Raw genomic sequence first — 24,806 nt, 5'->3', positions numbered from 1 at the left:
CTTGTTGTGGCGTGCCTGGCTCGGTTGGGGCGTTTTGGTTTTGTCCTTTGTCCGATCATGGCTCGGCACTACAGAAAAGCAGAAGGCGCGGATTGCTCCGCGCCTTCTTTGTTCAACTCACAAACCTGCGCTTAGAAGCGGGTCTTGAACTCCACACCCCACAGACGCGGCTCGTTGATGAAGCCGGTGAGGTTGTTGAAGTCGATGCCGCCGGTGGCGCGGATCTGGTTGGTGATGTTGCGGCCGTACACGGCCACGTCGTAATCACCATCGTTCCACTGGTAACCCACGCGCAGGCCGCCTTCCAGCAGCGACTTGCCGGTGAATTCCTTGGACTGGTACAGGAAGAAGTTCACTTCACTGCGGTAAGCCCAGTCGGTGAACACGTAGAGCTGGGTGCCATCGGCCAACGGCAGCGACCAGCGCGCGGTCATGTTGTGGGTCCACTCCGGTGCCTGCGGCAGCGAATTGCCGTTGATCAGCACCTTGCCATTGGCATCCAGCGGATTGGTCACGGTGCAGGAGAAGCAGCCGGCCACGCTCAGGTCGGCGTCCTTGATCTCGGTGTGGTTGTAGCCACTGCCCAGGGTGACCAGCAGGTTGTCGGTCAGGTAGGCCTGCAGATCCAGCTCGAAGCCCTTGCCCACGCTCTTGTCGGCATTGAGCAGGATATTGGCGTTGCCGGTGGAACCGCCGACGGCGGTGAGCTGCTGGTCCTTGACCCGGTAGTGGTAGACGCTGGCGTTCAAGCGCGCACGGTTGTCCCAGAAGTCGGCCTTTATGCCGGCTTCAAACGACAACACGGTTTCCGGATCGGCCACGGTCTTTTCGTTGAACGCGCCTGCCGACTGGATCGAGCTGCCGCGGAAGCCGGTGGCGACGCGGCCATAGACGTTGACGGTGTCATTGACGGCGTAGGTAGCCGAGAAATCCCAGTTGAACTTCTTGTCCTTGGTCGAGGCCGACAGGTAAGGATCAACCGCATCGCCGGCGGCGAAGGCTGCCTGCTGCGCGGCGAGCAGACCGGCCAGGTCGCACTTGGCCGACAGCACGCACGGCGAGAAACCGGTGTTCCAGTAGTCCTTGACCGTCAGATCCTTCTTGTCGATGGTGTAACGCGCACCGGCGCGCAGCTCCAGCTTGTCGGTAGCCTGGAAGGTCAGGCCGCCGAATACCGCCCAGGCATCATTGGTCTGGTTGATGCGCTGGAAGCCGTCCTGCTTGCTGCCGTTGGTGGTGTCGTAGCTGACGCTGTCGACGTCGTAATCTTCCTTGAAGTAGAACAGGCCGGTCTGCCAGTTCAGCGGGCCTTCGTTCTGCGATTCAAGACGCAGTTCCTGGGTCCACTGCGAGTGGCTGGGAATGCCATCGGCGGTTTCCGATGCGAACGGCACATCAGCGGTGAAGTACGGGCCCGAGGTACCGTCGATGTCGCCAACGCTGAAGGTGTCCACGGTTTCGTAACCAGTGATGGACGACAGCTTGTAGTTGCCCAGGTCCCAGCTCAGGCGTGCATTGGCGCCGCTGCTGTCCAGCTCGGAATGGTTGAGGCCGTCGATGGACACCTTGTTCTCATCGAAGCCGGGCACGAAATCGTTGCTGCCCTTCTTGAAGATGTTGCCGCGGAACAGACGTGCGGTGCCGTTGAGGTGACGCTTGTGCGCGCCCAACAGTGCTTCGAAGTTGTCGCCTTCGTACAGGAACTGCGCACGCACGGCCGACTCGTCATAGCCTTCCAGGCCGTCGTTCGGGCCCGGGCCGGTGTTCTTCACCCAGTCGTCGCGGCGCTGGTACAGGGCCGACACACGTGCCGACCAGCGCGCGCTCAATGCGCCGCCCACTGCAGCTTCCACGTTCCACAGGTTGTCGCTGCCGTAGCCGACCTTGCCGTAGCCTTCGAACTCCTGCGACGGGCGCACCGAGTCGAACTTGACCACGCCGGCCGGGGTGTTGCGGCCGAACAGCGAGCCCTGCGGGCCACGCAGCACTTCCACCTGCTCAACGTCGAAGATCGGGAAGCCCTTCAGGATCGGGTTTTCCTGCACGATGTCGTCGTACACCAGCGACACCGGCTGCGAGGTGTTCAGACGGAAATCGGTGTTGCCGTAGCCGCGGATGTAGAAGCGCGGGAACGCACGGCCGAACGAGGATTCGATGTTCAGGCTCGGCACGCGGCCGGACAGGTAACGCACATCGGTACCACCGGAGGCCAGCGCGTCGAGCTTCTCGCCGCTGACGGTGCTGATGGAAACCGGCACGTCCTGGATGTTTTCGACTTTGCGCGCCGCCGTCACCTTTACCGCATCCAGCGTGGATGCTTCCTTCTGGGCGGTGGTCGCGTCCTGCGCTGCAGCGGTGAAGGGCAATACGGCAAGAACGGCGACGAACAGCGGATGCGCTGCCGGCAAGCGGCGGCGAGCGGTACGGGTCGGGGACATGGCGAGACGGGCCTGTTGAGGAGAAATGGGAACTGCGCCTAGCACGGAATTGTTGCAGCACAACATTCGTATCGCAATCGTTCAGGTATTCATCGGCATGACGACTGTCAGGGGTGTGATGCAGTTCCGCCGCATAGACTGGCTTCCTTTCCCGCCCAGGCACACCGCCATGACCCAATGGTATTTCCATATTCCCGGCCAAGCCGACCGCGTAGGCCCCTTGGACGACGAGGCGGCGCGCCGCTTTGCCCAGGGTAGCCGCCAGGCCTTGGCCTGGCGCGAGGGCATGCAGGGCTGGCAGGCGGTCACCGAAGTCACCGAATTCGGCGGCCAGAGCAGCCCGCCCCCGATGCCGCCGCCGGTGGCTGGCAACCGCAACCAGGCTGACGATATCGATTTCCGCATCATCGGGCATGAGATGCAGTTTGTGGAAATCGAACTGGACCCGGGCGAGAGCGCGATTGCCGAGGCCGGCGCGCTGATGTTCAAGGATTCGTCCGTGCAGATGGACACCGTGTTCGGCGACGGCCGCCACGAGGGCCAGGGCGGCGGCTTCATGGACAAACTGATGTCGGCCGGCAAGCGGGTGATCACCGGCGAGAGCCTGTTCGCCACCTTGTTCACCCACACCGGCAACGGCAAGGCCAAGGTGGCCTTCGCCGCGCCCTACCCCGGCACGGTGCTGCCGATGAAGCTGGACCAGCACGGCGGCAAGCTGATCTGCCAGAAGGACAGCTTCCTGGCCGGCGCGCGCGGTGTGCAGGTTGGTGTGCATCTGCAGCGCAAGGTGATGACCGGCCTGTTTGGCGGTGAGGGTTTCATCATGCAGAAGCTCGAAGGCGACGGCTGGGTCTTCGTGCATGCCGGCGGCTGCGTGGTTGAACGCGAGCTGGTAGCGGGCGAGCGCATCGACGTGGATACCGGCTGCGTGGTGGCCTACCACGCCAGCGTGGACATGGACGTGCGCCGCGTGGCCGGCCTCAAGAGCATGTTCTTCGGCGGCGAAGGCGTGTTCCTGGCCACCCTGACCGGCCCCGGCAAGGTATGGCTGCAATCACTGCCGTTCTCGCGCCTGGCTGGCCGTATGTATGCCGCCGCGCCGCAAGGTGGCGGCCAAAACCGCGGTGAAGGCTCGGTGCTGGGTGGGCTGGGGCGTTTGCTGGATGGTGACAACAAGTTCTGATGGCGCGCTGGCGTCCGCAGCCCGGTCTCGCTGAGAAGTCCGGGCTACGGAACGCTGTTCGAGCGGCATCCCTGCACACCATCAGCCGCGCTCCGCGTACAGGCAAAGCCGTGCCTTGTCTGGCCCTGAAGCCGTGGCCATACTCGCCGCATTCATTTTCAGGGAAAGACCGCAAGCCATGGATGCGCAGGAAAATATTTACGCTCCGCCGCAGGCCTCATTGACGCAGGAAACCACTGAACCTTTGGGTCTGCCGCCGTTCTATGTGGTCTCCATCACCAAGCTGGTGCTGCTGTACGTGGCAACCTTGGGCTTCTACACGGTGTATTGGTTCTGGAAGCACTGGAGCCGGTATAAGCGCGAGAAGAAGCTGGACATCTGGCCGGTGCCTCGCGCCATCTTCGGGATCTTTTTCGCCAACAGCCTGAATCAGGAAATCGATCAATGGCTGCGCCGTTCAGGCCAGCGTTATAACTGGTCACCGGGCATGTGGGCAGGTGCTTTCATCTCTTCTGGGATTGCTGGCCGCATCATCAACCGCATCCCCGACGCCGTCCTGCCGCCATTGCCGGGTTTCGCGATCGGCATGCTGTTGATGGCGCTGAACGTGACCTCGCTGGTACAGGCACAGCGCGCGGCCAACCTCGCCAGCGGCGACCCCGACGGCCGCGGCAATTCCCGGCTCACCGCTGCCAACTGGGTATGGCTGGTGTTGGGCGCACTTTTCTGGATAGTCATCGGGCTGGGGATACTGGCAGTGTTGTGGGCGCCAGAGCTTTACGCAGGCTGATGCCGGCTGCCGATGGCAGCCCTGGTTAAACCAAACGTGAGCCTGCTGGCGGCCTTGCCAACACAAAGCGTTATGCTGGCGCCCTTTCCAAAGCCCCCTGTTCATCATGCGCAACGCCCGTCTGCTGCTGTCTCTTTCCCTGTTTGGCCTGCTGGCAGCCTGTGGCGGCGAGAACACCAAGCCCACCCCGCCGGCTGCGGTGCAGCCGACCACGCCGGTGCGGCCGGTCAAGATCGGCGTGGCATTGGGCGGTGGCGCGGCCAAGGGTTTTGCGCATATCGGCGTGATCAAAATGCTGGAAGCCAATGGTTTCGAGCCGGTGGTGGTGTCCGGCACCAGTGCCGGCAGCGTGGTCGGCGCCTTGTATGCCAGCGGTATGGACGCCTTCCAGATGCAGCAGAAGGCCGTCGCGCTGGATGAAGCCAGCATCCGCGATATCCGCCTGTTCTCCGGCGGCCTGGTGCAGGGCCAGAAGCTGCAGGACTACGTCAACGCGCAGGTCGGCAACAAGCGCGCCGAGCAGCTGAAAAAGCCGTTCGCTGCGGTCGCCACCCAGCTGGAAACCGGTGAGCGGGCGGTGTTCGTGCGCGGCAATGTCGGCCAGGCGGTACGGGCTTCCAGCTCCATCCCCGGCGTGTTCGAGCCGGTGATCATCGGTGGCAAGAGTTATGTCGACGGCGGCGTGGTCAGCCCGGTGCCGGTGGATGCGGCCAAGCAGCTGGGTGCCGAGTTCGTGATCGCGGTGGATATCTCCAGCCGCGCCACCGGCCAGCGCCCGACCGGCCTGCTGGGTGCGGTGGGCCAGTCGATCACCATCATGGGTCAGCGCCTGGGTGAGCAGGAACTGGCGCGCGCCGACGTGGTGATCCGGCCGGCGGTGCTGGATATCGGTGCTGCCGATTTCGAACAGCGCGGCCGCGCGATTCTGGAAGGCGAGAAGGCAGCGATGGCGGCGATGCCGCAGATCCGCGCTGGTATTGCACGCTTGCAGCAGGCGCGTGTGGCCGCCGTGCGCGGAGCCGATGCCCGCGCTGCGGCCATACAGGCAGAGGCGCATCAGCGCTGCCAGGACAGCCGCAGCCGCATCGAAAAGCTGCGCGGTGTCGAGAAGAACTGCAGCGCGCCGGCGCGCTGATGCTTGAAGCCCCTCTCCCTCCTGAGAGAGGGGTTGGGGTGAGGGTGCGAGCGAAGCAGCTTGCTTCGGATTCCATTGGCTTCGCCGCTTACCCTCTTCCGCCCCTGCGGGGCACCTTCTCCCGCAGGGAGAAGGAAGAGCCCTTACCGCCCCAACTGCGACAGCGGCAGCGCGCGGAACTCCTTGACCGTGCGCAGTACGAAGCTGGAATTGACGTCGGCCACGCCGGCCGCATTGAGCAGCTTGTCCAGCAGGAATTCCGAGAAATGGTCCAGGTCGCGTACGTAGACCTGCAGCAGATAGTCCATGTCGCCGGTGAGCGCGTGGCAGGCCACCACCTCATCCCATAGCTGCACCGCCTGCACGAAATGATCGATCGCCGCCTGCCCGTGCTTGGACAGCTGCACGCGGACGAAGGCCTGCAGGCCCAGCCCGATCGCGCGCGGCTCCAGGCGTGCGCCGTAACCGGCAATCACCCCTTCCGCTTCCAACCGCTGCACCCGCCGCAGGCAGGCCGAAGGTGAAAGATTCACCCGCGCCGCCAATTCCGCGTTGGTGGCACGGCCATGCTGCTGTATTTCGACAAGAAGCCGCAGATCCGTGCGGTCAAGGTTCACCGAAGCCATCTTTGTTGCTCCGCAGCATTGAATGGACGCAACAATATTGCGTCAGAAGCCCCTCACTCCGCAATTACGCACACCTGTTGCGCGGCAGGCTTCCTACCATGCGGTTATCTATTCCCTTCAGGAGCTGCCGCCATGGAAGCCCACCCGCGCCGCGTCGAACACCAGCAGACCGACAAGGGCTACGTGCCGGTCTATACCACCGCCGTGGTGGAGCAGCCCTGGGACAACTACAGCGCCGACGACCACGCCACCTGGAGCACGCTGTACCAACGCCAGCGCGAACTGCTGGTCGGCCGTGCCTGCCAGGAGTTCCTCGATGCCCAGGACGAGATGGGCATGAGCGAGCACATGATTCCGCGCTTCGACCAGCTCAATGAAGTGCTGGGCGCGGCCACCGGCTGGACCCTGGTCGGGGTCGAAGGCCTGCTGCCGGAACTCGACTTCTTCGATCACCTGGCCAACCGCCGCTTCCCGGTGACCTGGTGGATCCGCCGCCCCGATCAGATCGACTACATCGCCGAACCGGACCTGTTCCACGACCTGTTCGGCCACGTGCCGCTGCTGATGAACCCGGTGTTCGCCGACTACATGGCCGCTTACGGCCGTGGCGGCGTCAAGGCCCACGCCATCGGCCCGGACGCGCTGCAGAACCTGACCCGCCTGTACTGGTACACGGTGGAGTTCGGCCTGATCAACACCGCCGACGGCCTGCGCATCTACGGCGCCGGCATCGTCTCGTCCAAGGGCGAATCGCTGTACTCACTGGAATCGGCGGCGCCGAACCGCATTGGCTTCGATCTGGAGCGGATCATGCGCACCCGCTACCGCATCGACACCTTCCAGAAGACCTACTTCGTCATTGATGGTTTCGAGCAGTTGATGGCCGCCACCGAGCCGGACTTCACCCCGATCTACGCACGTCTTGCAGATGCCGAACATCTGCCGGCAGGCGATGTGCAGGCCGGTGACACGGTATTCCAACGCGGCAGCGGCGAAGGTTGGGCGGACGGTGGCGACGTCTAGGCCGCACCGCCTTGCCGGAACAGAAGAAGCCGCCCGAGGGCGGCTTTTTCGTCTGCGTCCCACCTGGCCCGGATAAGCAACGCGCACCCCGGGCTTTCCAAAGCCTGTAGCTCACTGCACCGCTTTTCCCGCTGCAGCCTTGGCCACCCGCCGACCGCCGTACTTGCGGTCCAGGTAGATGCCAATGACCACCGCCACCAGCAACGGTGCCGCCCACGGGAACAACTCGATCAGCGCCGCCGGCACCGTGGTGTGGCTGTGCAGCCACTGCCACACCGGGCGCATGCCGATACCGAGGAATGCCACATGGGTAGCGATGCCGGCGCCCAGGATCGACTGGTAATGCTGGCGGAATGCCCAGTCCGGGCGCGATGGTCCACGGCGGGCGAACTTCAGCATGCGCCAGCCCACCCACAGGCCAATCGACGAGAAGCCCAGGAACAACGGCTGACGGTGGTGGATACCAGTGGCCACAACCACCAGCGCCAGGATCACCATTGGCCACAACGCCAGATGCCAGCCCGGCCGCGACACCAGCTGCTTCCAGTCGCGCTTGTCGGTGACCGCACGCCACGCCAGCCACGTCGCGTTGCCGGTGATTGCCATCAAGTAGGCCAGGAACAATGCCGACAGCGGCTGCTGGCGGAAGAACGCGAACTGGACGGTGATAGGCAGAGCGGTGACCACGATCACCGCCATCGCAACCAGATAGACCTTGCCCAGCGCGCGATGCCGCGGCGAGCCCTTCTTCATGAACGCCGCCGACCAGAAGCCGATCAAGGCGACCACGCCAGCAAGCACATGTAGCGCGACGATCAGGGAATATCCAGGCATGACAGCGATCTCTTCAAGGGCGGCCGGCGGAATGCGATGACCTGCAGCCAGAGTGCGTGAGCCACTGCGGCTGCGGCAGTTGCGGCAGTCACTGATCCACCCTGCCGGAAGTCACTTTCTGCTCCGCCCCTCTTGCTGCTGAGGCCTGCGGCCAGCAGCATGCACGCATGGAAATCACTCCCCGTTCGCGCTGGCACAGGCTGCTGCACCCGCTCAACCTCGCCGGCCTGCTGACCTGGCTGGCAGTAGCCGCGACCCTGCCCTACGGCTCCGCCGAGCAGCTCGCGCTGCGCTGGGGCAGCGCCCTGCTGTTCCTGCTCGCCTTTCTGTTTGCCGCCAGCTATGAGCGGCCCTCGCCACAACGCAGCGTGGCATTGCTGGTCGAGGCACTGGCGGCGCTGGCGGTGATCCGCCTGGGCGCCAGCAGCGGCGTGGCGCCGGCCCTGCTGGTGATGCTGGCCGCACAGGTGGCGATGAGCTGGCCGTTGCGCATCAGCTTGGTGGTGATGCTGCTGGTCAACCTGGGCATGTACCTGGTCCTGCGCGGCATCCACAGCCATCCTGCCGCAGTGGTGCTGATCTTTGCCGGCTTCCAGGCTTTCGCCATGCTCACCACGCATTACGCGCGCAGCGCCGAACAGGCCCGCGACCGGCTGGCACAGGTCAATGCCGACCTGCTGGCCACCCGCGCCCTGCTCGCCGAAAGATCCCGCGACATGGAACGACTGCGCCTGTCGCGTGAGCTGCACGATGTGGCCGGGCACAAGCTCACGGCGCTGAGGTTGCACCTGCGCGCGCTTGCCGCACACGCCGATGCCGCACCCGAGCTGGCCTTGTGCGAACAACTGTCCGCCGAGCTGCTGGGCGATATCCGCGCGGTTGTGCATTGCCTGCGCGACAGCGGCCAGCTCGACATGGACACCGCCCTGCATGCCCTGGCCGCACCGCTGCCGCGCCCGCGCCTGCAGCTGCAGTTGGACGATGACGTGCAGGTCAGCGATACCGCCAAGGCCGAAACCATCCTGCGTTGCGTGCAGGAAGCCCTGACCAACAGCGCCCGCCACAGCGATGCCCGGATGCTGCAGGTATCGCTGCAGCGCCGCGACGGCCTGCTGCTGTTGGCGATGGAAGATGATGGCCAGCTGCGTGGCGAGCCGCGCGCAGGCAATGGGCTCACCGGCATGCGCGAGCGGGTGGACGAACAAGGCGGCAGCTTGCAGTTGCAGCGTGCCGCTTCCGGTGCCTTGCAGATTCGTGTGGAATTGCCGGCATGAACGCTTCCCCACGCATTGCCCTGGTCGACGACCAGGCCCTGATCCGCGCCGGCCTGCGCGCCTTGCTGCAGCAGCTCGGCATCACCATCGTGTTCGAAGCCGACAGCGGCGAAGCCCTGCTGGAACAGCTCCCGCAGCAGCCGGTGCAGCTGATCCTGTCGGATATCCGCATGCCAGGCATGGACGGCATCGAGGCCTTGAAGACCCTGCGTGCGCGCGGCGATCAAACGCCGTGCGTGTTCCTGACCACCTTCGATGAGAGCGACCTGCTGCTGCGGGCCACCGACGCCGGCGCACAAGGCTTCCTGTTGAAAGATGCCGCACCCGAGGACCTGCATGAGGCAATCACGCGAGCCATCGCCGGGCAGACCCTGCTGCAGCCGGTGAGCACCGACGCGGTGCGCCAGCGCTATCGCTACCACGCCGATGACGCGCCCAAAGAACTGTTCAGCCAGAAGGAAGTGGCTGTGCTGCGGCTGATGGCCGGCGGCTACAGCAACCGCGAAATCGCCGGCAGCCTGTTCCTGGCCGAAGGCACGGTGAAGAACTACGTCTCGGCCATCCTCGACAAGCTCGACACCCGCGACCGCACCCGCGCGGTGCTGAAGGCGATCACCCTGCGGGTTATCTAGCACCGCCCCAGTGCCGCCTTTTTATTCGTTAGTGCCGAGCAATGCTCGGCAGGGACTCCACCCACAGCCCATCCGCCGTTTTGGGAGCGGCATAAGCCGCGAAGCCCATAAACCATCAGATTGCGGAGATATCGGTTATTCCAGCATTGCCAGCTTCGCGGCTGAGGCCGCTCCTACAGGGCACTGTGGCCGGAAAGCCCTTGCCGAGCATGGCTCGGCACTACCCTAAGCAGAGCCCAAGCCAAAGTTACGCCCTCCAAGCCCGCCGCCGAGGCCGAGCTGCTGCTGGAACTGCACAAACGCCATGCGCGCTGAGCCCCGCCACCCGGCCCCGGCCCTGAATACCGGGCGCAGGGCGCGGTTTGCCGCAGCATGTAAAATGACCAATTTTTAGTCAGGACCATGGCGAAAGCATCCGAACGGGCGCCCGTTCTGGGCCCGGCGTTCATTCGCCTGCTGGCCCGTTTCAATGACGAGGGAACATCCCCTGCGGCACCTGCGGTGCCGGAGCGGCTGGCGCAGTGGTTCGACTGGAACCGCGCCATCACCCTGTCCAAAGCGCTGGACAACCTGCCGCCAGCGCCAGAGCCCGGCGCCACCTACGACCCGGCCCAGGATGCTGAATACGCACAAGTGCGGGCCAGGCTGAGCGCTGCCACACAGGCCGAGATCGACCTGAGCCCGCCGCGCAACCCGTCGCCCGCCGATCTCGAGCTGCCGCCCGGTTTCGCCCCCTACCGCCAGCACTATCTGACGCAGCAACGCGCCATGCAGACCGCCAGCGGGCGCCTGCGCGGCCGCCTGCGTGACATGCTGGCCCGCCAATCCCCGGCCAAGGCGCGCCTGGCCGAAGTCGACGCGGTGATGGAGGCTACCCTCAGCCCGCGCGAACATACCCTGCTCTCCCATGTGCCGGTGCTGCTCGGCCTGCACTACCAACGGCTGTACGACACAGTCGCGCACGACCCCGACGATGCCCCGGCATCGGAACCCCCGGCGGCACCCACCGGCCCTTGGCTGGCCACGTTCCGGCAAGACCTGCGCATTGCGCTGCTGGCCGAACTGGATGTCCGTTTCCACCCCATCGATGGCCTGCTTGCAGCGCTACGCACCCGGTAATCCGTACCTCATGTCCAGAAACCTCGTTGCTGTCGTTGTTTTCCTTGTTGGCCTGCTGGCCGTGTGCTGGATCGGCGTGGGCTATGCCGGCACCCATCCATTGGCTGCGGTGGTCGCCGCGATCATCGCCGCCTGCTATCTGGCCGGTGCCGTGGAGCTGTTCCGTTACCGCCAGGCCACCACCGGCTTGCAGCAGGCGCTGCCGTCGATCGGCGAGGCCGCGGACAACCTCGACGGCTGGCTCAGCCGCCTGCAGCCAAGCCTGCGCGGCCCGGTACGGCTGCGCGTGCAGGGCGAACGGGTCGGCCTGCCCGCCCCTGCGCTGACCCCTTATCTGGTCGGCCTGCTGGTGCTGCTGGGCATGCTCGGCACCCTGCTCGGCATGATGGCGACCCTGCGTGGCACCGGCCTGGCGCTGGAAAGCGCCACCGACCTGGATGCCATCCGCAGCTCGCTGGCGGCGCCGGTCAAGGGCCTGGGCTTCGCCTTCGGCACCTCGATTGCCGGCGTGGCCAGCTCGGCCGCGCTCGGCCTGCTGTCGGCCCTGCTGCGCCGCGAGCGCGCGCAGACCGTGCAGGAGCTGGACGCCGGCATCGCCAGTCAGCTGCGGGTGCATTCGCAGCGCTTCCAACGCGGTGAAACCTTCCGCCTGCTGCAGGAACAGAACGCGCTGATGCCGACCCTGGTCGAGCGCCTGCAGGCCATGATGGGCAGCCTGGAACAGCAGCACCAGGCCAACAACGAACGCCTGCAGGCCAGCCAGCAGGAATTCCATCAGCGCACCGAAGCGGCGTATACGCAGCTGGCAGCATCACTGCAGCAATCAATGCAGGCCGGTATCAGCCAGCAGGCCAATGCCGTGGGTGCCGCCCTGCAGCCGGTGGTGGATGCGACGATGGCCGGACTGGCGGACACGTCCAAGGCCCTGCACACCAGCATCGACACTGCCGTGCAGAAGCAGCTCGACGGCATCAACGTGGCAGTGCAAAGCGCCGCCGCAACCGCAGGCAACAGCTGGAACACCGCACTTGAGCAGCAGCAGCGCAGCAACAGCGCACTCACCGAGCAGCTGCAGCAGGCACTGGCCCAGTTCAGCAGCAACTTCGAACAACGCAGCAACGCCCTGATCGACGGCGTTGCCGTACGCATGGAAGACAGCGCCGCCCGCACCGCCGACGCCTGGCGCGACGCCCTGGCACAGCAGCACAGCGCACATGGCGAACTGGCCCAGCGCAATGAGCAGGCCTTGCTGGGCGCGTCGTCCGCATTCGAACAACAGGCACAGTCGCTGCTCAGCGCCCTGCAGCAATCGCATGAGCAGTTGCAGACGGCGTTCGCAGCGCGCGACGAACAGCGCCTTGGCCAGTGGTCGCAGAGTCTGTCGGCGATGGTCAACACGCTGGACAGCAGCTGGCAGCGCAATGGCGAAGCCGTCGCGCAACGCCAGCAGCAGATCTGCGACAGCCTGGCGCAGACCACGCAGACCATGAGCGAGCAGCAGCAGGCGCAGGCCCGCGACACCATCGCCGAAATCTCGCGGCTGGTGCAGAGCGCCTCGGAAGCACCGCGCGCCGCCGCCGTAGTGGTGGCCGAACTGCGCCAGAAGCTGTCCGACAGCATGGTCCGCGACACCGCCATGCTGGAAGAACGCAGCCATCTGTTGTCCACGCTGGAAACCCTGCTCGGCGCGGTTACCCATGCATCCACCGAACAGCGCAGCGCCATCGACGCACTGGTCAGCACCTCGGCCGATCTGCTCGAACGCGTCGGCAATCGCTTCAGCCACCAGCTCGAAAGCGAAACCAGCAGGCTCGACCACGCCGCCGCCAATGTCACCGCCAGCGCGGTGGAACTGGCCAGCCTGGGCGATGCCTTCGGCAGTGCGGTGCAGCTGTTTGGCCAGTCCACCGAAGCTTTGAACGAACGCCTGCAGCTGATTGAAGGCGCGCTGGACAAGTCGCTGGCCCGCAGCGATGAGCAGCTGGCCTACTACGTGGCCCAGGCGCGCGAAGTGGTGGACCTGAGCATGCTCTCGCAGAAGCAGATCATCGGCGAACTGCAGCAGCTGGCCGTCGCCCGCGACAACGCCGGAGCCTGAGCGCGATGAGCGACGAAATCGAATTCGACGCCGAATCCAGCGCCACCACATGGGCCGCGTTCGGCGACCTGATGTCGGTGTTGCTGGGCGCCTTCGTGCTGATATTGGCCAGTGTGATCGGCATCCAGCTGCTGCTGCACAACCGCCTGGATCAAGAGGTAAAACAGCGCCAGGAGCAGACCGCCAAGCTCAAGACGCTGGAGCAGGCACTGGCGGCACCGCTGGCCGCCGGCCGGGTGACAGTGATCAATGGCCGCATCGGCATCAGTGGCAGCGTGTTGTTCGCGCTCAACTCCGACCAGCTGCAGCCGGAAGGCCGCGAACTGCTGCAGAGCCTGGCCGCGCCGCTGCGTGAATATCTGGGCACGCGCGAAGAGATCCTGATGGTCAGCGGCTTCACCGACAACCAGCCGGTGCGCGTGGTCCATGGCCGCTTCGCCGACAACCTGGAGTTGTCGGCCGCACGTGCACTCACCGTCACCCGCACGCTGATCGCCGATGGCGTGCCGTCGCAGTCGGTATTCGCTGCCGCCTTCGGCGCCGAGCAGCCGGTCAGCAGCAACGATGACGAAGCTGGCCGAGCAAAAAACCGCCGCGTCGAGATCGCGCCGATTCCGCGCCCGAAGCAGGACGGCAAGGCCGATGCCGCGCAATGATGCCCGCTGATCCGGCAACGCTGGCGCAGTTGCAGGCATGGCGCGAAAGCGACGCTGATCGTGTTGACCTGGCACGTTTCGAGCTGATCGCAGCACTTGCGCAACGCGCACAACGCTATACCGGCAGCGCGCGCGAGCAGCTTGATGCGCGCCTGTCGCAGCTGATGGGTGCTTATGCGCAACTTGTCGCGGTGGAAGCTCCGCTGCCCGTAGCCGGGGACGCAGTGGAAAGCCCGCTGCAATCGCTGCTACTGCAGCTGACGGCCGATCCACTGCAGTACCAACTGCCATTGGCCACATCCAGCCCAGCGGCCGGCGACGCCGACAGTGCTGACAGCAACGAGGCAGCGCTGATGCCGGCGCTGGATGAATTCCAGCAGCTATGGAGCCGCATCCGCATCGACAGCCTGCTCCGCCAGTGCCTGGATTCACTGCCCGAAGATGCCGGCCCGCTGCACTCCAGCGTGCTTACCTATCGCGCGATGGCACTGATGCAGGAGATCTCACCGGAGTACCTGCAGCACTTCATCGCCTATGTGGATGTGCTCACCTGGATGGAACCGGTCAGCGGTACCGATACCGTGGTGGAACCCACGCGCGCGGCCAGCAAACGCAAGGCCAGCCGCAAGAAGGCGTGAGCGAACAAACTGCAGCTCACACTGGGCACCCAAAGAGCCCTTCGATGTCACAAGTAACAACCCAGAAAAAAGGCGCGGATATCTGCGCCTTTGTCGTTTGGCTTTTTGTGGGAGCGGCGTAAGCCGCGAAGCCGCTGCTTCGCCAGATGGCATAGCTGCCCTGGGCTTCAACAATGTCAGCTTCGCGGCTTACACCGCTCCCACAAACAACTACCGGCCCTGAGCAAATCGCGAAGCTGGTACGTCACCAGCTTCGCGGCCCGGCTAACGCAACTACGCTTGGAAAACAGAAACCCGACTCTGCCCCCGACGTTGCTTACTGCAGCGCCGCGGTATCCACCAGCACCAGCTCGGCGTCTTCCAAGGCAGTGATGCGGATGCTGGTTTCGCCATTGATGGCGGCGCCATCGCGGGCCTCCAGCAGCACGCCATTGACCTCGACCTTGCCGGTGTTCGGCACCAGGTAGCCGTAGCGGTTGGCATCGCTGAAGTGGTACTCGGTGCTCTCGCCGGCCTTCAGCGTGGCGCCCAGCACGCGGGCGTTGGCACGGATCGGCAATGCATCCTCGTCACCCTGCATGCCACTGGCCAAGGCGATGAAGCGGCCCGAGCGCTCACCCTTGGGGAAAGGCTTGGTGCCCCAGGACGGCTTGCCACCGCGCTGGTCGGGGAAGATCCAGATCTGGAAGATGCGGGTGATGCCCGGCTCCAGGTTGTACTCGGCGTGGCGGACGCCGGTGCCGGCACTCATCACCTGCACATCGCCGGCTTCGGTACGGCCCTGGTTGCCCTGGTCGTCCTTGTGGCTGATGGCGCCTTCGCGCACGTAGGTGATGATCTCCATCTCCGCATGCGGATGCGGCGGGAAGCCGGTGCCGGGCTGGATGGTGTCGTCGTTCCAGACCCGCATCGCGCCCCAGTTCATGCGCTTGTTGTCCTGGTACTCGGCAAACGAGAAATGGTGCTTGGCATCCAGCCAACCGTGATTGGCTCCACCGAGGTTGGCAAATGGGCGACGTTCAATCATGGCGTTCTCCTGCAAGCGGGTGGGGATTCGATGGGGCCCAGTCTAGGCCTGGCTGCCGATGCAGAGAATAGAAAGTATGGAAAGTCATTCTTTCCATATGTGACATGATTAAACCCCTGCCCCGCGAGCTGACGCCATGAACCGCCTGCCTGATCTGGAAGCCTGGGCCATCTTCGCCAAGGTCGCCGAAGCCGGCTCGTTCGCCCGCGCGGCCGAGGAGCTGCAGCTGTCGCAGGCCACCGTGTCCAAGGCCATCACCCGGCTGGAGACACGCATCGGCACCAGCCTGTTCCACCGCACTTCGCGGCGCATGTCGCTGACCTCCGCCGGTGAGGCCGCCCTGGAGCGGGCTGCGCGCATCCTCGACGAGGGCGAGGCGGTGGAGGCCGAAGTGGCTGACCGTTCGGCCGCGCTGCGTGGCTTGATCCGGCTGGCGGCGCCGATGTCGTTTGGCGTATCGCGGCTGGCACCATTGCTGCCGGCCTTCATGCAGTCGCATCCGGACGTGGAGTTGGATATCCAGCTCAGCGATCAGATGGTCGATCTGGTGGCCGAGCGCTTCGACATGGCATTGCGCATCTCCACCCTGGCCGACTCCAGCCTGCGCGCGCGCCAGCTATGCCAGGTACGGATTCTGCTGGTCGCGTCACCTGCCTACTTTGAAGCGCACGGTCGGCCTACGCATCCGCGTGATCTGGCCCAGCATCGCGGCTTCCAGTACAGCTACACCCGCAGCGGCAACACCTGGCGTTTCCGCCACCCGCGCCATGGCGAGTTCGCGCAGACCGTGCCGCGCCAGCTGCAGGCCAATAACGCCGAAATATTCGATGCCGCTTTGCAGGCGGGGCTGGGCCTGGCCCTGCAGCCGGAGTTCCTGGTCTGGGAGCAACTGCGCGATGGCCGCCTGCAGACCGCGATGGACGACTGGAAGGTGGAGCCGTTGGCACTGAGCATCATCACCCCGCCCGGCCTGCACCGGCCGGCGCGGGTGCAGGCCTTGATCGACTACCTGGCACAGCGGCTGGAGCAGGAGCCCTGGGCGGCGCGCTGAGCGTTTCTCAACGCGGCAGCGTCGTCGGATAGGCCAGCATCACCACCAGGTCCTCGTCGCCGATCTGCTGCAGGGCGTGGCTGCTGCCACTGCGGGTGAGCAGCGCATGACCTGGCCCTACTTCGTACTGCGTTCCATCGAGCACGTACAGGCCGCGTCCGCTGACGATGTAGTAGATCTCGTCCTTGTGCTGCGGATGCAGGCCTATGCCGGCGCCTTTGTGCAGCACGCGCTTGCGCATCACGAATGGCAGATCGCTTACGTCGGCGAAGAACGAGTAGGCCGTGGTCGGGCCGGCGCCGCCATGCGGGCCAGGTTGCGCGCGGCCGATATCCTGCTCGCGGATCACCTGCGAGCCATGTGGGTTGCCTGCATCCTGCTTGGGCGCCGCAACTGCCGGTGCTGCCGCGCTTGGCGTAGAAACAGCGGTGCCCTGCCCCGCGTTGATCGCACCGCAGTCGATATCACGCTTCAGGTTCGCCTTCATCTGCGGCGCGAGCTCGACCCAGCTCCGCATCACCTGGCAGGCCACCGCAGTGGCGCCGGCAACGCTGAAGTGCGTGCCATCGGCCTTGTTCTGTTCGGGGACGAACATGAAGTAAGGCTTTGCGCCCTGCTCACCCAGCGCGCGTATCCATGCCATTGAGCTTGCGTTGAGATCGATCAGCTGCACGTTCTGTTCTTTCGCCACCTGCTTCATCGCCTGCGTGTAGCGGCCATGTGTATCCAGCAGCGCACCGAAGTCGTACAGCAAGCGGGCGACGGGGGTGATCAGGATAGGCGTTGCGTCTTTCGCACGCGCTGCAGCGATGTAGCGCGAGAGGAATTGTGGGTAGTCGCTGTCCGGGTCGGTGTAACGCGTCGGGTCTTCGCGCTTGGCATCGTTGTGGCCGAACTGGATCAGCAATACATCGCCTGCTTGCAGTTGCTTTTCGATTGCAGCAAGACGCCCTTCGTTGATGAAGCTGCGGGTACTGCGGCCACCAACGGCATGGTTGCGAACCTGCCATTGGCCTTCATCCAACCAACTTTGCAGCGTCTGGCCCCAGCCGGCTTGTGGCGCGCGTTCTGGGCCGTAGCTGGCTGCGGTGGAGTCTGCAGCTATGAAGATGCGGTGGGTGGGCTCGTTGGCTTGGGCGCTGGCAAAGAAAGCGCTGAGGAGGATGAGACAAATCGCTGGAGTCTTCATGCTTTGCTTTGTGCCTTTAAGCCCCTCTCCCCTTGCGGGGTGAGAGGGGACGGTTGACGGACCGAAGGTTCGTGGACCCTTGAACGCCCTTGCGCCGGCGCAAGGGCTGGGGCGCGGAGCGGGGGTTGGGGAGAGGGGTAGCGATCGAAGATCGCTGGCTTGATGAGCTCCAGCACCGAGAAGCACGCGTGCTTCGCACGCCTCCCCTCTTCCGCCCTTCGGGCACCTTCTCCCGCAAGGGGAGAAGGGCTGGAGTCTTGCTTCACGGAGCAGCCGTAGGCCAAAGCCCGGTCGCCCACAAACAACAAAGGCGCCCGCAGGCGCCCTTGTCTGCCCGCGAGGGCGCTACTGCATGCCAGGACTTACTTGCCCAGCACGCTCTTCACGTAGGCGACGATGTTCTGGTCCTGCGCGTTGTCGAAGAACGCCTTCTGGAAGCGCTCGCCACCGACGGCCTGCTTGACCAGTTCCTGGTCGATGGACTTCAGGCCTTCGACGAAGTCCTTCGAAGCGCCCTGCTTTACCTGCGCCAGGATGCCGGCATTGGCCATCTGCGATTCCTTGCGCTCGGCCGGGTAACCCTGACCGCGCTCACCGGCAAACGCCTTTTCGAAGATGTAACGGATGTTGATTTCCGCGCCCCAGCCGAAGCCCTTGGCGAACGGCAGTGCCAGCGCGTTGCCGCTGTTGACCTGGGCGAACAGGAAGGCGTCGGTCGGCTCGATGCAGTAGCCGCAGTACACGCCCGGCCATGCATTGAGCGACATCATCGCGCCCTGCCCGGTGCCGCAGCCGGCCACCACGAAATCCACGGCCTTGGCATTGAGCAGCAGCGCGGCGCAGATGCCCAGATGGATGTAGGTCAGGCGGTGATCGTTGTCACCGTCCATGCCGACGTTGTACACGTCGTGGCCCTGTGCGGCGGCGACGGTGTTGAGCTGTTCCAGCACCACCGGGTTCTTGGCGGCCTGGCTGAACTCCTGCATCAATGCGATTTTCATTGCGTGACTCTCATTTATAGGGGGAAACGGTGTTGTTGATGGGGTGGAAGCTGAAGCAAAAGCTTCCCCTCATCCGCCCCTTCGGGGCACCTTCTCCCGCAGGCGGGAGAAGGGAAATCTGTGCTGCTCGCGGCTGCTGGCTGCCGCCGCTCGCTGCTGCTTTGATCATTGCCTTTGCTTTTGCTTCAGCTGTTGCATTGGTCGTTGCTTTGGCTTTGGCTATTGCTTTGGCTTTTTGCTTTGGCTTTTTGCTTTGGCTTTTTGCTTTGGCTTTTTGCTTTGGCTTTTTGCTTTGGCTGTTGCGTTGGCTGTTGCTTTGGCTGTTGCTTTGGCTGTTGCTTTGGCTGTTGCGTTGGCCGTTGCTTTGGCCGTTGCGTTGGCTGTTGCTTTGGCTGTTGCATTCCCCTCTCCCGCATGCGGGAGAGGGGTAGGGGTGAGGGCGCTTCTAGCCTTTCAGTTCTTCAGCTTTCGCTTCCTGATTTCTGGCCTTTCAGCTTCCGCATCACCACCTTCAATCCTCAGCGCGCCAACCAACCGCCATCCACTGGAATGATCGCGCCGTTGACGTAATCCGAGGCGCTCGACGCCAGGAATACCGCCGTGCCGCCCAGATCTTCCGGCTTGCCCCAGCGGCCGGCCGGGATGCGGTCCAGGATCGCCTTGTTGCGGTCTTCGTCGGCACGCAGCTGGGCGGTGTTGTCGGTGGCCATGTAACCCGGGGCGATGGCGTTGATGGTCACGCCCTTGCCTGCCCATTCATTGGCCAGCAGCCGGGTGATGCCGGCAATGCCGCTCTTGGAGGCGGTATACGAAGGCACCCGCACGCCGCCCTGGAAGGACAGCATCGAGGCGATGTTGATGATCTTGCCGCTGCCCTGGGCGATGAACTGCTTGCCCGCGGCCTGGCTCATGAAGAAGGCGGACTTGATGTTGACGTTCATCACGTCGTCCCAGTCCTTCTCGCTGAAATCCACCGCGTCGGCGCGACGGATCAGGCCGGCGTTGTTGACCAGGATGTCGATGCGGCCCAGGCCGGCGATGGTTTCGGCAACCACGCGCTCAACCGGCTCGATGCTGATCAGGTTGGCTTCGATGTTGAGGAAGCGGCGGCCCAGCGCGCGCACCTTGTCGGCGGTCTCGTCGGCCGGGACGATGCCGGCGCCGGCAATATCGGCACCGGCGGCGGCCAGCGCCAACGCGATGCCCTGGCCCAGGCCGGTATTGGCACCGGTTACCAGGGCGACCTTGCCTTCGAGACTGAATGGATTCGTCATGCTGTTCCTCTCCCAGAGCGGTAGTTCGATGGTGCTGCCGGCGGCGGGCGCCGTAGCGGGGCGATGGCTCCGGGGTAGGCCCGGTCAGCGCATCTGTCCAGTGGCCCGCTGGTGCATTTGGCGGGCCTGCCAGACGATTCTAGCCAATTATGGAAACCGGTGTCATTTTGCACTGCAAAATAAGCGATTCCCTTTGAAAAACAAAAACTTGGGGTGCTCAGTCCTGCGGCGGCTGGCAGGAATCGCGCACGATCAGATGCGGGCGTACGCTGGCCATCGGCATGGCGTTCTTGCCCTCCGGCTGGATCAGCATCGCGGCCGCTGTACGCCCGGTGTCACGGGTATTGCGCCGCACCGAGGTCAACGACGGCCACAGCCGTGAGGCCAGCGGGCTGTCGTCGTAACCGACCACCGACAACTCGCGTGGAATGCTGATGCCGGCGCGCATGGCGACCTTGTAGACGCCGGCGGCCATTTCATCGTTACCGGTGAAGATGGCGGTCGGGCGCTGCTTGCCCAGCAGCAGCTTCTCGGCGGCGGCCACACCGGATTCGAAGGTGTAACCGGCCTCGATGATGCGTGCCGGCGGTAGCTCGATGCCACGCCGTTCCAGCGCTTCGATGAAACCGGCAGTACGCTCATGCGCCGAACGGTAAGCAGTCGGGCCGGTGATAAGGGCGATATCGCGGTGGCCCAGTGACAGCAGGTAGTCGGCCGCTTCGGCAGCGCCGTCGCGGTCATGGGTGATCACCATCTGCGAGGTTTCATCCAGCGGCAGCGCGGCGATACGGGTGAAGCGGCAGCCGATTTCATCCAGCATGTCGGCCAGCGCCTGGTCTTCGGACGCACGCGGCACCAGGATCACGCCGTGCAGCTTCTGCTGCTGCACGAAGCGCTTCACGCCCTCGATATAGCCGGGGCTGCGGGTGTCGCAGGGGTGCACCACCAGCTCGAAGGTGGAGCCGCGCAGCGCGTCCAAAGCACCGTTCTGCATGTCCACCACGTATTGCGCGGTGGGGTTGTCGTAAACCATGCCGATCAGGAACGAGCGCCGGAACGCCAGGCCACGCGCCAGCGGATCGGGCGTGTAGCCGACTTCGCGCATCAACGCTTCCACCTTGTCGCGGGTGTCTTTGCGCACCAGCGGCGAGTTGTTGATGATCCTCGAGACGGTTTTCTTGGAAACACCCGACAACCGCGCGATGTCGTTGATGGTGGCGGGCCGCCCCAGTGACTGGGGCGTAGCGGCGACGTCGGCTTTCTTGCGCAAGGGGATGTCCTTGAAACCGTTCAATACATTCATTCTATCGGGCCGCGCTCAATCCAATGCGCGGTAGCGGAACTGGCGGAAATGCACCTTGCCGTTGCCGCCAGCGTAGATGGCCGGCTTCAGCGCAAGGAATTTCCCCGCCACATTGTGATGGTAGCCGGAGACTTCCATCTGAACAGGATACTTCTGCCAGCTGCTGCCGTCCTTGGAACTGTGGATGGTGAGGATATGGCGGTTGTTGGTCACCCGCAGCCACAGCTTGCCGCCGGTGGCGCTGGGCTGGGGCCGGGTGGGGCGTTCCTCGCCATAGCGGTGCAGGATGAACTGTTCGCCATTGCTGCCGACACCGGCATACAGGCGGTCGCTGTAGAACAGCAGCGCGCCACCGAACGCACCCGGCTCGATGTCCATTTCCACCTCGAACTCATAGGCCACGTCGCCGGCGATGGCGGTCAGCGGTGAGCTGTCGCGCGGGGTCGTACCCTTGCCCTGCAGGGTCATGCCGTCCTGGTCGAAGGACAGCCGCTGGTATTCGTCGCGGGCCGGGTTGAAGAACGACCACTGCGGGCCGAGCTTGCCGCCCTTGAAGTCGTCGGACAGCGCCATGCCATGCGGTACGGCCTCACCGGAGGGCTTGGCCAGCGGCGTACCAAGATCGCCGCCCTTGGCGACGAACCAGCCATCGGCGGTCCACTCGATCGGCTCCAGCAGCATCTGCCGGCCCAGCGTCCAGTAACCGTTCTCGTAGCCGTGGTACATCATCCAGCCGCGTCCGTCGGTGCCTTCGATGAGCGTGGCATGGCCGCGTGACCACCACGGTTCATCGCGGTTGACGGTGCGGGTGATGGGGTTGTTCGGCGCGTTTTCCCACGGCCCGTGGATTGAACGCGAGCGTGCGGTGATGACCATGTGCCCGGTCGGCGGGCCGGCGGTGCCGCCGACGGCGGTGGTCATGTAGTACCAGCCATTGCGCTGGCTGATCTTAGGGCCTTCCTGGGCATAGGACTCCACGTCCCAGCTTGCCGGGTAACGCCAACCGTCATACACATGCTTGGGCTTGCCGACCACGCTCAGGCCGTCATCGCTGATCTGCACGTAATCGCCGCCGGACAGGAACAGGTAGCGCTTCCCGTCTTCGCCGACAGCATGCCCGGGGTCGATGTAGCCGGACAGGCCGATGTCGATCGGCTCACTCCACGGGCCCTTGATGTCATCAGCCCAGACCACGAAGTTGCTGCGCGACTCGCCGGTGCGTGCCGGGAAGTAGATGAAGTAGCGGCCCTGGTGTTTGATGATGTCCGGTGCCCAGATCGCGCCGACGTTGCTGGTGATGGCATGGCCCAGCGGCTGCCAGTTCACCAGGTCGCGCGAGTGCCAGATCGGCAGGCCGGGATAGGCGTCGAACGAGGACAGGGTGAGGTAGTAATCGTCGCCGTCCTTGAGCACCGACGGATCCGGGTGATCGCCGGCCAGCACCGGGTTGAGGAAGCTGCCATTGCCCAGGTCGGCCATGCGCTGCTGCTCGATGCCGCGTTTTGGGGTGGTCTGTGCATCGGCGAAGGCCGGCGCGGCCGCGAGCAGGCAAGCGGTAGCCAGCGCGGCCAGGGTACGGGTCACGTTCATCGTCATCTCCAGTTTGAAGGCGCGGCGCACAGGCCTACGCCAAAGCACAACCGCAGGCAGGCGCGAACCTGCCTGCAGCGTGCATGCATCAGCTACGCAGCAGGGCCGGCAGCCACAACGACAGTTCGGGGAAGAAGGTCACGATCAGCAACACCACCAACCCCGCCATCCAGAACGGCCAGATGGTCTTCATGCTTTCGCCCACGCTGATCTTGCCGATGGCGGTGCCGATGAACAGTACCGAGCCCACTGGCGGCGTCACCAGGCCAAGTCCACCGGTCAGCACCAGCACCAGGCCGAAGTGGATCGGGTCGATGCCATAAGCCTTGGCCACCGGCAGGAAGATCGGCGTGCAGATCAGGATCATCGGCGCCAGGTCCATGAAGGTGCCCAGCAACAGCAGCATCACCACGATCATCAGCAGCACCATGTACTTGCTGTGCGCGAACGACTGCAGGAAGTCCACCGCCGCTGCAGGCACCTGCAGGTAGGCCAGCAACCAACCGAACACGGCGGCGGTGGCGATCACGAACAGGATCACACCGGTGCTGCGCGCCGCATGGATCACCGTTTCGAAGAACTCCTTGATGCGCAGCTGGCGGTACAGCACGGTGGTCACCAGCAAGGCGTAGACCACGGCGATGGCAGCCGATTCCACCGCGGTGAAGATGCCGGCGCGGATACCGAAGAAGATCAGGCCGACCAGGCCAAGGCCGGGCAGGGCGGCAACCAAGCGCAGCAGCACCGCGCGCCAGCCCGGGAAGGCTTCCACGCCGTAGCCGCGACGACGCGCAACCACGTAACCGGTGACCATCAGCACCACGGTCATCAACAGCGCCGGCACGATACCTGCGGCGAACAGATCGGCGATGGACAGGCCACCACCGGCTGCAGCCGAGAACAGGATCAGGTTATGCGAAGGCGGCACCAGCAGCGCCACCAGCGCGGCGGTGATGCTGACGTTTACCGCGAAATCACGGTCGTAGCCACGCTTGACCATCTGCGGAATCATCGTGCCGCCGACTGCCGATACGTCGGCAATCGCCGAACCCGAGACGCCGCCGAAGAACAGCGAAGACAGGATCGAAACCTGGCCCAGGCCACCGCGCATGCGCCCGACCAACGACGACGCAAGGGAAATCAAACGCTCGGAAATACCGCCGCGCATCATGATTTCACCGGCAAAGATGAAAAGCGGAATGGCGATCAGCGAGGCCGAACCGGTACCGGCGGAGATCTGCTGCACCAATACGATGCTGGGAATATCCAGATACAGCAGGGTGGCCAGCGCAGCCGCAGCCAAGGCATAGGCCACCGGCACGCCGATCAACAGCAGCACGCCGAACACGAGGAAAAGAATAGCGATACCCATGACTCAGCGGTCCCCTTCAGCAGCGTTGGCAGCGGTGCCGGCGCCTGCGCGCAGCGACAACAGCAGGCGATTGAGTGCGAACACCGCCATCAGCGCACCACCGATGCTCAGCGGCAGGTAATTCACGCTCTGCGGCAGGTTGGCGCCGGCGGTCTTGATGTGCAGGCCATCCAGCCACAGCACCCAGCCCCAACGGGCCAGGAAGCCGCCGATGGTGGCGACGATCAGCGGCACCAGCGCATCGATGAAGCGCTTGACCAGCGGATGCATCTGCTCGGCCAACAGGAAGAAACCAAAGTGGCGATTGGTATACACACCGGCCGCCGCGCCCATGCTCATCGTGGTGCTCAGCAACAGCAGCGTCACCGGCTCGGTCCAGCTCGGCGAATCGTTGATCACATAGCGGGCGAAGACCTGCCAGCCCTGCACCACCACCAGCCCGAGCAGGGCGGCGACGGCGATGTAGATGACCACATCGGCAACCTTCTCCAGCACGCGCTGGAATCCTGCCGGGGCCGTTTGTACGTTGGAATCAGACATCGGTACGGCCCCC

Annotated in this window: 23 protein-coding genes; 12 read left to right on the top strand and 11 right to left on the bottom strand. The window is 64.5% G+C overall.

Annotated features, from left to right (window positions below):
• Window positions 1-131: 131 nt before the first annotated feature.
• A complete protein-coding gene (locus ACVOKO_RS03950; protein WP_346497481.1) occupies window positions 132-2,438 on the bottom strand; it encodes a TonB-dependent receptor in 2,307 nt (768 codons plus the stop codon).
• A 169-nt stretch (window positions 2,439-2,607) separates the two neighbouring features.
• On the opposite strand from ACVOKO_RS03950, the gene ACVOKO_RS03945 reads away from it, so the two are divergent.
• From ACVOKO_RS03945 to ACVOKO_RS03935, 3 genes are all read left to right on the top strand, one after another.
• Window positions 2,608-3,621, top strand: coding sequence for a TIGR00266 family protein (locus tag ACVOKO_RS03945; RefSeq protein WP_346497479.1), 1,014 nt, complete (start codon window positions 2,608-2,610; stop codon window positions 3,619-3,621).
• 178 nt (window positions 3,622-3,799) lie between these two features.
• On the top strand, window positions 3,800-4,411 hold the full coding sequence (locus ACVOKO_RS03940; protein WP_346497477.1) for a hypothetical protein: 612 nt from the start codon (window positions 3,800-3,802) through the stop codon (window positions 4,409-4,411).
• A 106-nt stretch (window positions 4,412-4,517) separates the two neighbouring features.
• Complete coding sequence (locus ACVOKO_RS03935; RefSeq protein WP_346497475.1) at window positions 4,518-5,546, top strand: patatin-like phospholipase family protein; 1,029 nt, start codon at window positions 4,518-4,520, stop codon at window positions 5,544-5,546.
• A 143-nt stretch (window positions 5,547-5,689) separates the two neighbouring features.
• Here the strand turns inward: ACVOKO_RS03935 and ACVOKO_RS03930 are convergent, their stop codons facing one another.
• Window positions 5,690-6,172 (bottom strand): Lrp/AsnC family transcriptional regulator, encoded by a 483-nt coding sequence (locus ACVOKO_RS03930; RefSeq protein WP_282271903.1) that lies wholly within the window; start codon window positions 6,170-6,172, stop codon window positions 5,690-5,692.
• 132 nt (window positions 6,173-6,304) lie between these two features.
• Here ACVOKO_RS03930 and phhA point away from each other — a divergent pair, with 132 nt between their 5' ends.
• Window positions 6,305-7,195, top strand: coding sequence for a phenylalanine 4-monooxygenase (phhA, locus tag ACVOKO_RS03925; RefSeq protein WP_346497472.1), 891 nt, complete (start codon window positions 6,305-6,307; stop codon window positions 7,193-7,195).
• A 111-nt stretch (window positions 7,196-7,306) separates the two neighbouring features.
• Here phhA and ACVOKO_RS03920 read toward each other — a convergent pair whose 3' ends face one another.
• The gene (locus tag ACVOKO_RS03920) at window positions 7,307-8,029 is read right to left on the bottom strand and encodes a DUF2306 domain-containing protein (RefSeq protein ID WP_346497470.1); all 723 of its coding nucleotides are present in this window, start codon (window positions 8,027-8,029) and stop codon (window positions 7,307-7,309) included.
• 167 nt (window positions 8,030-8,196) lie between these two features.
• Here ACVOKO_RS03920 and ACVOKO_RS03915 point away from each other — a divergent pair, with 167 nt between their 5' ends.
• The 6 genes from ACVOKO_RS03915 (at window position 8,197) to ACVOKO_RS03890 (ending at window position 14,446) form a co-directional block, all read left to right on the top strand.
• Window positions 8,197-9,303: a sensor histidine kinase gene (locus ACVOKO_RS03915; protein ID WP_346497468.1), complete on the top strand. Its 1,107-nt coding sequence runs from the start codon at window positions 8,197-8,199 to the stop codon at window positions 9,301-9,303.
• The gene (locus tag ACVOKO_RS03910; RefSeq protein WP_346497467.1) at window positions 9,300-9,935 is read left to right on the top strand and encodes a response regulator transcription factor; all 636 of its coding nucleotides are present in this window, start codon (window positions 9,300-9,302) and stop codon (window positions 9,933-9,935) included. Before ACVOKO_RS03915 ends, ACVOKO_RS03910 begins: the two co-directional genes overlap by 4 nt.
• A gap of 402 nt (window positions 9,936-10,337) precedes the next feature.
• The gene (locus ACVOKO_RS03905; protein WP_346497465.1) at window positions 10,338-11,054 is read left to right on the top strand and encodes a DUF3348 domain-containing protein; all 717 of its coding nucleotides are present in this window, start codon (window positions 10,338-10,340) and stop codon (window positions 11,052-11,054) included.
• Between the two features lie 10 nt (window positions 11,055-11,064).
• Window positions 11,065-13,152 carry a DUF802 domain-containing protein gene (locus ACVOKO_RS03900; protein ID WP_346497463.1) on the top strand — a complete coding sequence of 696 codons (2,088 nt, stop codon included), beginning with the start codon at window positions 11,065-11,067 and terminating at the stop codon, window positions 13,150-13,152.
• A 5-nt stretch (window positions 13,153-13,157) separates the two neighbouring features.
• A complete protein-coding gene (locus ACVOKO_RS03895) occupies window positions 13,158-13,808 on the top strand; it encodes an OmpA family protein (RefSeq protein WP_346497461.1) in 651 nt (216 codons plus the stop codon).
• On the top strand, window positions 13,805-14,446 hold the full coding sequence (locus tag ACVOKO_RS03890) for a DUF2894 domain-containing protein (RefSeq protein ID WP_346497459.1): 642 nt from the start codon (window positions 13,805-13,807) through the stop codon (window positions 14,444-14,446). The genes ACVOKO_RS03895 and ACVOKO_RS03890 overlap by 4 nt, the downstream gene beginning before the upstream one ends.
• Window positions 14,447-14,762: 316 nt before the next feature.
• On the opposite strand, the gene ACVOKO_RS03885 is transcribed toward ACVOKO_RS03890, so the two are convergent.
• Window positions 14,763-15,473, bottom strand: coding sequence for a pirin family protein (locus ACVOKO_RS03885; protein WP_346497457.1), 711 nt, complete (start codon window positions 15,471-15,473; stop codon window positions 14,763-14,765).
• A gap of 136 nt (window positions 15,474-15,609) precedes the next feature.
• On the opposite strand from ACVOKO_RS03885, the gene ACVOKO_RS03880 reads away from it, so the two are divergent.
• Window positions 15,610-16,524 (top strand): LysR family transcriptional regulator, encoded by a 915-nt coding sequence (locus ACVOKO_RS03880; protein ID WP_346497455.1) that lies wholly within the window; start codon window positions 15,610-15,612, stop codon window positions 16,522-16,524.
• Between the two features lie 7 nt (window positions 16,525-16,531).
• On the opposite strand, the gene ACVOKO_RS03875 is transcribed toward ACVOKO_RS03880, so the two are convergent.
• Together ACVOKO_RS03875 and ACVOKO_RS03870 are read right to left on the bottom strand one after the other, a co-directional pair.
• The gene (locus tag ACVOKO_RS03875) at window positions 16,532-17,713 is read right to left on the bottom strand and encodes a GDSL-type esterase/lipase family protein (RefSeq protein ID WP_346497453.1); all 1,182 of its coding nucleotides are present in this window, start codon (window positions 17,711-17,713) and stop codon (window positions 16,532-16,534) included.
• Window positions 17,714-18,075: 362 nt separating this feature from the next.
• Entirely contained in the window at window positions 18,076-18,714 is a 639-nt protein-coding gene (locus tag ACVOKO_RS03870) for an RpiB/LacA/LacB family sugar-phosphate isomerase (protein WP_057630411.1), read from the bottom strand.
• A gap of 38 nt (window positions 18,715-18,752) precedes the next feature.
• Here ACVOKO_RS03870 and ACVOKO_RS03865 point away from each other — a divergent pair, with 38 nt between their 5' ends.
• On the top strand, window positions 18,753-19,145 hold the full coding sequence (locus ACVOKO_RS03865; RefSeq protein WP_346497450.1) for a hypothetical protein: 393 nt from the start codon (window positions 18,753-18,755) through the stop codon (window positions 19,143-19,145).
• 87 nt (window positions 19,146-19,232) lie between these two features.
• Here ACVOKO_RS03865 and kduD read toward each other — a convergent pair whose 3' ends face one another.
• From kduD to ACVOKO_RS03840, 5 genes are all read right to left on the bottom strand, one after another.
• Window positions 19,233-19,988, bottom strand: a complete 756-nt coding sequence (kduD, locus tag ACVOKO_RS03860; protein WP_346497448.1) for a 2-dehydro-3-deoxy-D-gluconate 5-dehydrogenase KduD — start codon at window positions 19,986-19,988, stop codon at window positions 19,233-19,235.
• Between the two features lie 217 nt (window positions 19,989-20,205).
• Window positions 20,206-21,291 carry a LacI family DNA-binding transcriptional regulator gene (locus tag ACVOKO_RS03855; protein ID WP_082746654.1) on the bottom strand — a complete coding sequence of 362 codons (1,086 nt, stop codon included), beginning with the start codon at window positions 21,289-21,291 and terminating at the stop codon, window positions 20,206-20,208.
• A gap of 15 nt (window positions 21,292-21,306) precedes the next feature.
• On the bottom strand, window positions 21,307-22,881 hold the full coding sequence (locus tag ACVOKO_RS03850; RefSeq protein WP_430980708.1) for a family 43 glycosylhydrolase: 1,575 nt from the start codon (window positions 22,879-22,881) through the stop codon (window positions 21,307-21,309).
• Window positions 22,882-22,969: 88 nt separating this feature from the next.
• The gene (locus tag ACVOKO_RS03845) at window positions 22,970-24,253 is read right to left on the bottom strand and encodes a TRAP transporter large permease (protein ID WP_346497446.1); all 1,284 of its coding nucleotides are present in this window, start codon (window positions 24,251-24,253) and stop codon (window positions 22,970-22,972) included.
• A gap of 3 nt (window positions 24,254-24,256) precedes the next feature.
• Complete coding sequence (locus ACVOKO_RS03840; protein ID WP_346497444.1) at window positions 24,257-24,793, bottom strand: TRAP transporter small permease; 537 nt, start codon at window positions 24,791-24,793, stop codon at window positions 24,257-24,259.
• Between the last annotated feature and the right edge of the window lie 13 nt (window positions 24,794-24,806).

This window comes from Stenotrophomonas sp. STEN240, assembly GCF_056756175.1.
Note: the sequence above shows the minus strand (reverse complement) of the source record. Positions and strands in the feature narration are given on the sequence as shown.

What these genes read in the sequence shown, in the direction of transcription:
- ACVOKO_RS03870 (WP_057630411.1), bottom strand. Translation starts at nt 18,714, where the DNA reads ATGAAAATCGCATTGATGCAGGAGTTCAGCCAGGCCGCCAAGAACCCG.
- ACVOKO_RS03845 (WP_346497446.1), bottom strand. Translation starts at nt 24,253, where the DNA reads ATGGGTATCGCTATTCTTTTCCTCGTGTTCGGCGTGCTGCTGTTGATC.
- ACVOKO_RS03880 (WP_346497455.1), top strand. Translation starts at nt 15,610, where the DNA reads ATGAACCGCCTGCCTGATCTGGAAGCCTGGGCCATCTTCGCCAAGGTC.
- ACVOKO_RS03945 (WP_346497479.1), top strand. Translation starts at nt 2,608, where the DNA reads ATGACCCAATGGTATTTCCATATTCCCGGCCAAGCCGACCGCGTAGGC.
- ACVOKO_RS03905 (WP_346497465.1), top strand. Translation starts at nt 10,338, where the DNA reads ATGGCGAAAGCATCCGAACGGGCGCCCGTTCTGGGCCCGGCGTTCATT.
- phhA (WP_346497472.1), top strand. Translation starts at nt 6,305, where the DNA reads ATGGAAGCCCACCCGCGCCGCGTCGAACACCAGCAGACCGACAAGGGC.
- ACVOKO_RS03885 (WP_346497457.1), bottom strand. Translation starts at nt 15,473, where the DNA reads ATGATTGAACGTCGCCCATTTGCCAACCTCGGTGGAGCCAATCACGGT.
- ACVOKO_RS03855 (WP_082746654.1), bottom strand. Translation starts at nt 21,291, where the DNA reads ATGAATGTATTGAACGGTTTCAAGGACATCCCCTTGCGCAAGAAAGCC.
- ACVOKO_RS03865 (WP_346497450.1), top strand. Translation starts at nt 18,753, where the DNA reads ATGGGGTGGAAGCTGAAGCAAAAGCTTCCCCTCATCCGCCCCTTCGGG.
- ACVOKO_RS03910 (WP_346497467.1), top strand. Translation starts at nt 9,300, where the DNA reads ATGAACGCTTCCCCACGCATTGCCCTGGTCGACGACCAGGCCCTGATC.
- ACVOKO_RS03940 (WP_346497477.1), top strand. Translation starts at nt 3,800, where the DNA reads ATGGATGCGCAGGAAAATATTTACGCTCCGCCGCAGGCCTCATTGACG.
- ACVOKO_RS03875 (WP_346497453.1), bottom strand. Translation starts at nt 17,713, where the DNA reads ATGAAGACTCCAGCGATTTGTCTCATCCTCCTCAGCGCTTTCTTTGCC.
- ACVOKO_RS03915 (WP_346497468.1), top strand. Translation starts at nt 8,197, where the DNA reads ATGGAAATCACTCCCCGTTCGCGCTGGCACAGGCTGCTGCACCCGCTC.
- ACVOKO_RS03950 (WP_346497481.1), bottom strand. Translation starts at nt 2,438, where the DNA reads ATGTCCCCGACCCGTACCGCTCGCCGCCGCTTGCCGGCAGCGCATCCG.
- ACVOKO_RS03895 (WP_346497461.1), top strand. Translation starts at nt 13,158, where the DNA reads ATGAGCGACGAAATCGAATTCGACGCCGAATCCAGCGCCACCACATGG.
- ACVOKO_RS03900 (WP_346497463.1), top strand. Translation starts at nt 11,065, where the DNA reads ATGTCCAGAAACCTCGTTGCTGTCGTTGTTTTCCTTGTTGGCCTGCTG.
- ACVOKO_RS03935 (WP_346497475.1), top strand. Translation starts at nt 4,518, where the DNA reads ATGCGCAACGCCCGTCTGCTGCTGTCTCTTTCCCTGTTTGGCCTGCTG.
- ACVOKO_RS03850 (WP_430980708.1), bottom strand. Translation starts at nt 22,881, where the DNA reads ATGAACGTGACCCGTACCCTGGCCGCGCTGGCTACCGCTTGCCTGCTC.
- kduD (WP_346497448.1), bottom strand. Translation starts at nt 19,988, where the DNA reads ATGACGAATCCATTCAGTCTCGAAGGCAAGGTCGCCCTGGTAACCGGT.
- ACVOKO_RS03890 (WP_346497459.1), top strand. Translation starts at nt 13,805, where the DNA reads ATGATGCCCGCTGATCCGGCAACGCTGGCGCAGTTGCAGGCATGGCGC.
- ACVOKO_RS03840 (WP_346497444.1), bottom strand. Translation starts at nt 24,793, where the DNA reads ATGTCTGATTCCAACGTACAAACGGCCCCGGCAGGATTCCAGCGCGTG.
- ACVOKO_RS03930 (WP_282271903.1), bottom strand. Translation starts at nt 6,172, where the DNA reads ATGGCTTCGGTGAACCTTGACCGCACGGATCTGCGGCTTCTTGTCGAA.
- ACVOKO_RS03920 (WP_346497470.1), bottom strand. Translation starts at nt 8,029, where the DNA reads ATGCCTGGATATTCCCTGATCGTCGCGCTACATGTGCTTGCTGGCGTG.